The following is a 3,078-nucleotide window of genomic DNA, read 5'->3' as shown; positions in this document are numbered from 1 at the left end:
GCTTTTCGGGCCACTTCGCCGGAAGTCAGCGCCTGCATGATCGCGGCGGAATCGGCGTCGATCTGACCGGCGAGTTTCTGCGCCAGCTGGGCGGGAATCCGCACGTTGTTGATCGTCACCCGCACGGGGGTCTGCATGCCCAGTTTGAGCATCCGGGCCACCCGGATGACGCTCATACCCCGTTCAAGGAGATAGTGTCCGGGCTTGAAGGTCTCGGCGAGATTGATGCGCCGGGCATAGACCCCGAACGCCCAATGGTGTTTCAACTCCGGCAGCAGGGAATCGACGAGCGCACGGTAATCGGCCCGGCTGCTGACAAAGAGTTCGCGTTCCGTCTTCACGGCATTGCCGTAGAACTGCTGACGAAGGACGAATCCCGCGATCAGCAGAACAGACAGGCCCGCAAAAAAGATATAGAGCAAAGTTTTTTTACGCATCTGGTCGAAAATTTTTGCAAAGATATAAAAAATTCCTACTTTTGTGCCGGGTGAGTCTTATACGACCAGCTCCTACAGAATCCCCCAGGCGAGGAATCGAGCAAGGGTATGTGGTTGTAGCGGTGCGATATAATCAGCTCACCCAACCATATATGGCGCTGTAAATTCCGGTTTGCAGCTCCATATTTTTTTTATGGCCGTCCATCGTCGGGCCGAAACGAAAAACGGAACCCGGCAGGGGTTCCGCATAGCGTCGGACGGCACTCCGCCCTATTTGGTGTATTCGATCAGCAATTGATTGACCACACTCACGAAGACATAGCAGATCACAAAAACGACGATGCTCTTCCATCCTTTCATATTGGCCGAAACGAGGTAGGCGAAACAGCCCCAGACCATCGACCAGACCATCGAAACCGACAGGACGATCACGATCAGATTGTAGGCTGCCTGCTTCAAGACCTCGCAGGCGCTGCGGGGTTCGCAGACAATGCTCCCCAGCCACATGGAACAAAGACTCAGCACTCCCAGAATAACGATCGTCGGCAGCATCGCGAACAGATTGGTGGCAAAGATATCCACGGCCCGGATGCGGGAGGGCGAGAGCACCAGCGCCATCACGTACAGCAGCAGCGAGAGGGGCAGCCACAACAGCAGATTCGACGACAGAATCGTGATAATCTTGGAAACGTCGCCCTCGACGGGCCAACTCACCGCGGTCAGCAGGCAGATGGAAAAGAGCGTTCCCGCGAGGCCCCAACCGAGCGCTTTCCCTGTAGACAGGTATTCGAACGGGTTAAGAATCTTGTTCATCGCTTTCGAATTTATTTAGTTGAGACATTACTGTCCCGTAAAAGTTGATAAATAGTTCTTTGAAATTATTGAAATATAGTCAATTACACGGTTTTTTGAAATGAAACGGACTTGATTTTGCAACTTTGCAGTCTAATACAAATGGCTGCTATGTTCCAAGACAAATACGTATTCTCTCAATTAACCGCTTTTCTGAACAGGACTCAGTTCAACAACTATGTTCGCAAGTATGATGGCAACCGGTATGTGAAACATTTCACTTGCTGGAATCAGATGCTCGCGATGATGTTTGGACAACTGAGTAACCGTGAGAGCCTGCGAGACTTAATCGTTGCTTTCGAGGCGCATAGGGCCAAGCAATATCATCTTGGGTTAGGTCGTGAACCGATAGCCAAGACAACTCTTGCGACAGCCAACCGGAACCGTGATTATAGAATTTTTGAAGAATTTGCATTCTATATGATGAAGGAAGCCTGCGAGAAGCGGACGACCAACATCCTTGACATTTCCGGAAAGAAATATGCGTTTGATTCAACAACGATTCCGTTGTGTCTTGCAACATTCCCATGGGCAAAGTTCCGAAGCAAGAAAGGAGGGGTGAAAGCTCATATCTTATACGACATTGAAGCACAAGTTCCTGCCTTCTATACTGTAACCACTGCCTCAAAGCATGATTCCACAGCAATGTCTTCAATCCATTATGAACCAAATGCTTATTATATATTCGACAGGGCTTATGACTCCTTTAAAGAACTCTATAGGATACATCTTACAGACTCTTTCTTTGTTGTCAGAGCCAAGACGAACTTAAAGTATAAGACAGTCAGATGGAAGCGAAGAATGCCAAAGAACATAATGACAGATGCGGAAGTGAAACTGACCGGATATCTCTCCGGGAAGAAATATCCGGAGTCATTCAGACTCGTCCGATATTACGACGAAGAGGATGACCGTGAGCTCACTTTTCTGACGAATGCAAAACAACTTTCTGCACTGGATGTCGCCGATCTTTATAAGAAAAGATGGTTAATCGAGCTGTTCTTCAAATGGCTCAAGCAGCATCTCAAGATAAAGAAATTCTGGGGCACAACAGAGAACGCTGTTCGCATACAAATCAGTGTGGCTATTATCACGTACTGTCTTGTGGCTATTGTCCAACATGATATGAAGTTGAAACGCTCTACCTATGAAGTTTTGCAAATTCTCAGCATATCATTGACAGACAAAACCCTCTTGCGTGACCTGTTCGACAAGACTAATTTCAATGATGTCAAAGATCTAAATGATCCCCTGATTCCGGGGCTTTTTGATTAATTGTTTAACTCGTCCCATTTTAACGGGACGCTAATGTAGTTGAGAGATAATATCGTCCAGTCTGTTGCGTACGGTCGGATAACTCAATCCCAACTTGTGAGCCATCTCCTTCAGCGAGCCGCTGCTCTTCACGAAATCGAGTACGAACTGCTGGTCAGGGGCTGACAACTGCATCATCACGGGAAGGCTGTAATTGCCTTCGATATGTGTTTGGCAACCGTTGCAATGCATCGCGTGCACGCTCAAACGTTTACCGCAGGAGGGACATATTTTGGGGAGGTTCTTCAGTGTAGCCATAAATATTATTAAAGAAATACTGCGTTTAAATTAGTTTATGATTGACAAAATTAATATTATTTCCCAAAAATAGCAAATTTACCTCCATGAATACTCCCCGCAGGCAAATCGCATGCGCCAAACCGGCATGGAGGGAAGTCTTCTAAAAGTTCGCCTTCACCCCTACCGTAAAGTTAGCCCCGTATTCGGGGTAGAACGGATATTCGTACAGGCGGCG

The 3,078-nt window shown here is 47.7% G+C and carries 4 protein-coding genes; 1 reads left to right on the top strand and 3 read right to left on the bottom strand.

Going from position 1 to position 3,078, the window contains the following annotated elements; genetic code table 11:
- Both WS42_RS14430 and WS42_RS14425 read right to left on the bottom strand, forming a co-directional pair.
- Positions 1-437: endolytic transglycosylase MltG (locus tag WS42_RS14430; protein WP_046451335.1), on the bottom strand; the 437-nt coding region annotated here is incomplete at its 3' end.
- A gap of 270 nt (positions 438-707) precedes the next feature.
- The gene (locus WS42_RS14425; RefSeq protein WP_046451334.1) at positions 708-1,250 is read right to left on the bottom strand and encodes a hypothetical protein; all 543 of its coding nucleotides are present in this window, start codon (positions 1,248-1,250) and stop codon (positions 708-710) included.
- A gap of 150 nt (positions 1,251-1,400) precedes the next feature.
- Between WS42_RS14425 and WS42_RS14420 the strand changes: the two genes are divergently transcribed.
- Positions 1,401-2,564, top strand: a complete 1,164-nt coding sequence (locus WS42_RS14420; protein WP_046451336.1) for an IS4 family transposase — start codon at positions 1,401-1,403, stop codon at positions 2,562-2,564.
- A 30-nt stretch (positions 2,565-2,594) separates the two neighbouring features.
- Here WS42_RS14420 and WS42_RS14415 read toward each other — a convergent pair whose 3' ends face one another.
- Positions 2,595-2,861 carry a DUF2089 family protein gene (locus WS42_RS14415; RefSeq protein WP_046451333.1) on the bottom strand — a complete coding sequence of 89 codons (267 nt, stop codon included), beginning with the start codon at positions 2,859-2,861 and terminating at the stop codon, positions 2,595-2,597.
- Between the last annotated feature and the right edge of the window lie 217 nt (positions 2,862-3,078).

The sequence above is a fragment of the Odoribacter sp. N54.MGS-14 genome (assembly GCF_000980295.1).
Classification (GTDB): domain Bacteria; phylum Bacteroidota; class Bacteroidia; order Bacteroidales; family Marinifilaceae; genus Odoribacter; species Odoribacter splanchnicus.
The sequence above is the reverse complement of the archived record's forward strand: the minus strand, read 5'-3'. Positions and strand labels throughout refer to the sequence as shown.

Coding starts and splice junctions, on each gene's coding strand:
- WS42_RS14425 (WP_046451334.1), bottom strand. CDS start 1,250: ATGAACAAGATTCTTAACCCGTTCGAATACCTGTCTACAGGGAAAGCG.
- WS42_RS14420 (WP_046451336.1), top strand. CDS start 1,401: ATGTTCCAAGACAAATACGTATTCTCTCAATTAACCGCTTTTCTGAAC.
- WS42_RS14415 (WP_046451333.1), bottom strand. CDS start 2,861: ATGGCTACACTGAAGAACCTCCCCAAAATATGTCCCTCCTGCGGTAAA.